This is a genomic window from Stenotrophomonas sp. YIM B06876, assembly GCF_030711595.1.
GTDB lineage: Bacteria > Pseudomonadota > Gammaproteobacteria > Xanthomonadales > Xanthomonadaceae > Stenotrophomonas.
On sequence record NZ_JAUJUJ010000059.1, the window covers coordinates 1 to 6,322 of the forward strand.

Consider the following 6,322-nt stretch of genomic DNA (forward strand, 5'->3'; position numbering starts at 1 on the left):
CCCTCATCAGGCGGCGGCAGGCGGACCACGCCGCCGTCCGGGGCCGGAGCCTGTAAATCGCGCCGCGGCGCCGTTCCGGACGGCCACCGGTGGCCAGCATGCGGAACCCACAACCGCAGCGCCGCAACCCAGACCCGGGTCGCTGGCCGGCCAGTGTCCCGCTGTCCGGCGCACACCGCCGTCTATCGCATCAGCCTGCGTTGCCGTCGAGATAGTCCAGCGACACCTGCAACAGCGCGCGCAGGCCCACGTCCAGCGCCTGCTCGTCGAGCAGGAACTGCGGCGAATGGTTGCTGGGCGCGGTGGCCGGGTCGATGCCGGCGCCGGTGGCGCCGACGAAGAAGAACATCGATGGCACCTGCTGCGCGTACAGCGAGAAGTCCTCCGAGCCCATCTGCAGCGGCGGCTCGTAGACGTTGGCCTTGCCGACCACCGCCTGCAGGCTGGGCAGCATGCGCGCAGTCAGGGCCGGATCGTTGACCGTGGCCGGATTGCCGTCGTCTTCGTAGATTTCGGTGCTGGCGCGGGCACCGTGCGCGGCGGCGCTGTGCGCGGCGACGTTGCGCAGGTCGGCGAAGATCTGCATGCGCATGGCTGGATCAAAGGTGCGGATGGTGCCGACCATCTCCACCGAGTCGGGAATGATGTTGTAGCGGATGCCGCCCTTGATCGCACCGAAGGTGACCACCGCCGGCAGTTTGGCGATGTTGGTGCGGCGGCTGACGATGGTCTGCGCGGTGCCGATCAGATCGGCGGCGGCCACGATCGGATCGATCCCGTTCCACGGCGCCGAGCCGTGGGTCTGGCGGCCGCTGACGGTGATGCCGAAGCGGTCGGAGGCGGCCATCAGCGGTCCGCCGCGCACCGCGATCTGGCCCGCCTGCACGCTGGAGAACACATGCAGCCCGAACACCGCTTCGGGCTTGAAGTCGCGGAACAGCCCTTCCTTCAGCATCAGCGCGGCACCACCCTCTTCCGGTGGCGGCGCTCCCTCTTCGGCCGGCTGGAAGATCAGCATCACCTCGCCGGGCAGGCGCTCACGCATCGCCACCAGCGCGTCGGCCACGCCCAGCAGCATGGCGGTATGCGCATCGTGGCCGCAGGCGTGCATCACCCCGACGGTTTCACCGCGGTAGGTGCTGGTCGCCCGGGAAGCGAACGGCAGCCCGGTCTGTTCGGTCACCGGCAATGCATCCATGTCCGCACGCAGGGCGATCTTCGGCCCCGGCCTGCCGCCCTTGATGATGGCGACCACGCCATGCCGGGCAACGCCGGTGCGCGGGGCCAGGCCCAGTGCGCGCAGGTGCGCGGCGACCTTGTCCGAGGTGCGCTGCTCGCGGTTGGACAGCTCCGGGTGCTGGTGGAAGTCGCGGCGCCAATCCACCACCCTGGCCTGCAGGCGCGCAGCGGCGGCGGCCACTTCAGGGCGCTGGGCGGGGTCGGCGGCGCTCGCCAGCGGCGACAGGGCGCACAGCAGCGCGGACAGCAGCACGGTCTTGCGGGCCATCGGAACTCCATCGGTCTATGCCAGGCCCCCGAATGTAGGGCATACGCCCTCGGGAAGTCCGGTCCGCTGCCGGCGGCCACCCGGAACCCGCAGCACTGCGGGCGGTCTGCGCGCCATCTGCCATCCGTCATGGGTAAATGGGCGCAGCCGGCGAGTATGCTCTGCGGCTGCGCCTGCCGGCGCCCCGTATCTCCCCCCTCAGGAGTTGTTGCATGTCGCGTTTCTGGAAGATTGCGTTGGTTGTGGTCGCGGCAATCGTCGTGGTCGGCATCGGCTTGCGGGTCATGGGGGGCGGCAAGCCGGCAGGGAGGACCGCCGCGGCGGCCAGTGCCGGCGCCGGCGAGGCGGACAAGGATCCGGTGCCGGTCACCGTGGTGGCCGCCAGCCGGCAGGACGTGCCGGTGTATGCCAGCGCGCTGGGCACGGTGGCGGCGATGAACACCGTCACCGTCAGTCCGCAGGTCGGCGGCCAGCTGTTGAGCATCGATTTCCGCGAAGGCCAGGAAGTGAGGAAGGGCGACCTGCTGGCGCAGATCGACCCGCGCACGCTGCAGGCCAGCTATGACCAGGCGGCCGCCGCCAAGCGCCAGAACCAGGCGCTGCTGGACACCGCGCGTTCCAACTACCAACGCTCCAACTCGCCGCAGTACCGCCAGTACGTGTCCAAGACCGATCTGGATACCCAGCGCAACCAGGTGGCGCAGTACGAAAGCGCGGTGGCGGCCAACGAGGCCAACATGCGCGCCGCCCAGGTGCAGCTGCAGTACACCCGCATCACCGCGCCGATCAGCGGCATCGCCGGCATCCGCGCGGTGGATGCCGGCAATATCGTCAGCGCCGGCACCGTGCTGGTGACGTTGACCCAGATCCACCCGATCCATGTGCTGTTCAACCTGCCCGAACGCGACCTGCCGGCCGTGCGCGAGGCACAGTCCGCCGGCACCCCGGAAGTGGTGGCGCTGGACCGCGGCGACGCGCATGTGCTCGCCGGCAACGGCACGCTGGACGTCATCGACAACCAGATCAGCGCCGATACCGGCACCTTCCGTGCCCGCGCCCTGTTCGACAACGCCGACAACGCGCTGTGGCCGGGCCAGTTCGTCAATGTGCGGATGAAGCTGCGCACCATCGGCCAGGGCGTGGTGGTGCCGGCGCAGGCGGTGCAGCGCGGCCCGGACGGCGATTACGTGTATGTGGTGCAGGACGACCGCACGGTGAAGATGCAGGCGGTCACCCAGGGCGTGGAAGTGGATGACAGCCATGTGCAGATCACCGCGGGGCTGAAGGCCGGTGAGCGGGTGGTGACCGAAGGCCAGTTCCGGCTCAAGCCCGGCAGCAAGGTCAACGCCCTGGCGCCCGGGCAGACCCCCGCGCCACCGACCGACGCCGAACTCAAGGCCGCGCAGCAGAAGAAGGGTCGCGGCGGCCGCCGTCCGGGTGGCGGGCCGCGCTGAGCGCGCGCCCACGCACTCCTCCTGATGCCGGCGGCCACCGCCGGCACTGAGCTCCGCTTCCAGCAAGGATCCGCCCGTGGGTTTTTCAACGATCTTCATCCGCCGTCCCATCGCCACGTCGCTGCTGATGGCCGGCCTGTTGCTGCTGGGCATCCTCGGCTACCGCCAGCTGCCGGTGTCGGCGCTGCCCGAGATCGACGCCCCCAGCCTGGTGGTGACCACCCAGTATCCGGGCGCCAATGCGGTGACCATGGCCGCGCTGGTGACCACCCCGCTGGAGCGCCAGTTCGGACAGATCTCCGGGCTGGAACTGATGACCTCCGACTCGTCGGCCGGGCTGTCCACGATCATCCTGCAGTTCTCGATGGACCGCGACATCAACACCGCCGCGCAGGACGTGCAGGCGGCGATCCGCCAGGCCACGCTGCCCTCCTCGCTGCCTTACCAGCCGGTCTACAACCGGGTCAATCCGGCCGACGCGGCGATCCTGACGCTCAAGCTCACCTCCGATTCGCTGCCGCTGCGTGACGTCAACAACTACGCCGACTCGATCCTGGCCCAGCGCCTGTCGCAGGTGCAGGGCGTGGGCCTGGTGTCGATCGCCGGCAACGTGCGCCCTGCGGTGCGCATCCAGGTCAACCCGGCGCAGCTGTCGAACATGGGCATGACCCTGGAGGCGCTGCGCAGCGCGCTGACCCAGGCCAACGTCAATGCGCCGAAGGGCTCGCTCAACGGCAAGACCCAGTCCTACAGCATCGGCACCAACGACCAGCTGACCAGCGCGGCCGAATACCGCAACACCATCGTCAGCTACCGGAACGGCGCCCCGGTGCGGCTGGCCGACGTGGCCACGGTGCTCGACGGGGTCGAGAACGACCAGCTGGCGGCGTGGGCCGACGGCAAGCCGGCGGTGCTGCTGGAAGTGCGGCGCCAGCCCGGCGCCAACATCGTGCAGACGGTGGAGGCGATCCGCACGATCCTGCCGCAGCTGCAGTCGGTATTGCCGGCCGACGTGCACCTGGAAGTGTTCTCCGACCGCACCGAAACCATCCGCGCCTCGGTGCACGAAGTGCAGATGACCCTGATCCTGACCATCGGCCTGGTGGTGGCGGTGATCTTCGTGTTCCTGCGCCGGTTGTGGGCCACGATCATTCCCTCCATCGCGGTGCCGCTGTCGCTGGCCGGCACCTTCGCGGTGATGGCGTTCACCGGCATGTCGCTGGACAACCTGTCGCTGATGGCGCTGGTGGTGGCCACCGGGTTCGTGGTCGACGACGCGATCGTGATGATCGAGAACATCGTGCGCTATATCGAACAGGGCAAGAGCGGCAAGGAGGCGGCCGAGATCGGCGCGCGCCAGATCGGCTTCACCGTGCTGTCGCTGACCATCTCGCTGGTGGCGGTGTTCCTGCCGCTGCTGCTGATGCCCGGGGTCACCGGCCGCCTGTTCCACGAGTTCGCCTGGGTGCTGAGCATCGCGGTGACGATCTCGATGCTGGTGTCGCTGACGCTGACGCCGATGATGTGCGCCTACCTGCTCAAGCCCGATGCGCTGCCCGAAGGCGAGGACGCCCACGAGAAGGCCCAGGCCAGCGGCAGGGAAAACCTGTGGTCGCGCATGGTCGGCCTGTACGAGCGCACCCTGGACCAGGTGCTGCTGCACCAGCGCACCACCCTGATCGTGGCCGCCGCGGCGGTGGTGCTGACCGTGCTGCTGTACATCGTGATTCCCAAGGGGCTGCTGCCCGAGCAGGACACCGGGCTGATCACCGGCGTGGTCCAGGCCGACCAGAACATCGCCTTCCCGCAGATGGAACAGCGCACCCGGGCCGTGGCCGAAGCGCTGCGCCGCGATGAAGCGGTGACCGGCGTGGCCGCCTTCATCGGCGCCGGCTCGATGAATCCGACCCTCAACCAGGGCCAGCTGTCGATCGTGCTGAAGACGCGCGGCGACCGCGATGGACTCGACAAGATCCTGCCGCGGCTGCAGGCCGCGGTGAAGGACATTCCCGGGGTGGCGCTGTATCTCAAGCCGGTGCAGGACGTGACCCTGGATACCCGGGTGGCGGCGACCGAATACCAGTACTCGCTGTCCGACGTGGACAGCGCCGAACTGGCGACCCAGGCCACGCGCATGACCGAGGCGCTGCGGCAACTGCCGGAGCTGGCCGACGTCGACAACAACCTGGCCAACCAGGGCCGGGCGCTGGAACTGGACATCGACCGCGACAAGGCCAGCGTGCTGGGCGTGCCGATGCAGAGCATCGACGATACCCTGTACGACGCCTTCGGCCAGCGCCAGATCTCGACCATCTTCACCGAGCTCAACCAGTACCGCGTGGTGCTGGAAGTGGCCCCCGAGTTCCGCACCTCCACCGCGCTGATGCAGCAGCTGGCGGTGGCCAGCAATGGCGGCGGCGCACTGACCGGCACCAATGCCACCAGCTTCGGCCAGGTGTCCTCCAGCAACTCGTCCACCGCCACCGGCATCGGCAGCGCCAACACCGGCATCACCGTGGGCAGTGGCGGCAACATCCCGCTGGCGGCCCTGGCCGAGGCCCGGGTCACCACCACGCCGTTGGTGGTCAGCCACCAGCAGCAGCTGCCGGCGGTGACGATCTCCTTCAACGTCGCCCCGGGCTATTCGCTGTCGCAGGCGGTGAGCGCGATCGAGCGCACCCGCGACCAGCTGCAACTGCCATCGCAGCTGGGTGCGCAATTCATCGGCAAGGCCGCCGAGTTCACCGGCAGCCAGATGGATGTGATCTGGCTGCTGCTGGCCTCGCTGGTGGTGATCTACATCGTGCTCGGGGTGCTGTACGAAAGCTGGATCCACCCGATCACTATCATCTCCACGCTGCCGCCGGCCGGGGTCGGGGCGTTGCTGGCATTGATGCTGTGCGGGCTGAGCCTGTCGGTGGACGGCATCGTCGGCATCGTGCTGCTGATCGGCATCGTCAAGAAGAACGGCATCATGATGGTGGACTTCGCGATCGAGGCGCGCCGCGCCGGGGCCAATGCGCATGATGCGATCCGTCGCGCCTGCCTGCTGCGCTTCCGCCCGATCATGATGACCACCGCGGCGGCCATGCTCGGTGCGCTGCCGCTGGCGCTGGGCAGCGGCATCGGTTCGGAACTGCGGCGGCCGCTGGGCATCGCCATCGTCGGCGGTCTGCTGCTGTCGCAGCTGGTCACGCTGTACACCACGCCGGTGATCTACCTGTACATGGAGCGTTTTTCCGGGTGGCTGAAGCAGCGGCACGGGCCGCGGGTGGACGCTGCGGCAGCGGAACACGGCGCATGAACCACCGTTCCTGCCGCTGCCGTGCGCCGCGCCGCGAACCCCGCCACGCGCCCCTGC

Annotated in this window: 3 protein-coding genes; 2 read left to right on the top strand and 1 reads right to left on the bottom strand. The window is 69.0% G+C overall.

Translation table 11 applies throughout. The annotated features are described in order from the left end of the window. Positions 1–190: 190 nt before the first annotated feature. Complete coding sequence (locus QZH66_RS14170; protein ID WP_305806586.1) at positions 191–1,507, bottom strand: amidohydrolase; 1,317 nt, start codon at positions 1,505–1,507, stop codon at positions 191–193. A gap of 212 nt (positions 1,508–1,719) precedes the next feature. Between QZH66_RS14170 and QZH66_RS14175 the strand changes: the two genes are divergently transcribed. Further along, positions 1,720–2,961 carry an efflux RND transporter periplasmic adaptor subunit gene (locus QZH66_RS14175; protein WP_305806587.1) on the top strand — a complete coding sequence of 414 codons (1,242 nt, stop codon included), beginning with the start codon at positions 1,720–1,722 and terminating at the stop codon, positions 2,959–2,961. Positions 2,962–3,037: 76 nt separating this feature from the next. Beyond that, entirely contained in the window at positions 3,038–6,265 is a 3,228-nt protein-coding gene (locus QZH66_RS14180; RefSeq protein ID WP_305806588.1) for an efflux RND transporter permease subunit, read from the top strand. Positions 6,266–6,322: the final 57 nt, after the last annotated feature.

What these genes read in the sequence shown, in the direction of transcription:
- QZH66_RS14170 (WP_305806586.1), bottom strand. Translation starts at nt 1,507, where the DNA reads ATGGCCCGCAAGACCGTGCTGCTGTCCGCGCTGCTGTGCGCCCTGTCG.
- QZH66_RS14175 (WP_305806587.1), top strand. Translation starts at nt 1,720, where the DNA reads ATGTCGCGTTTCTGGAAGATTGCGTTGGTTGTGGTCGCGGCAATCGTC.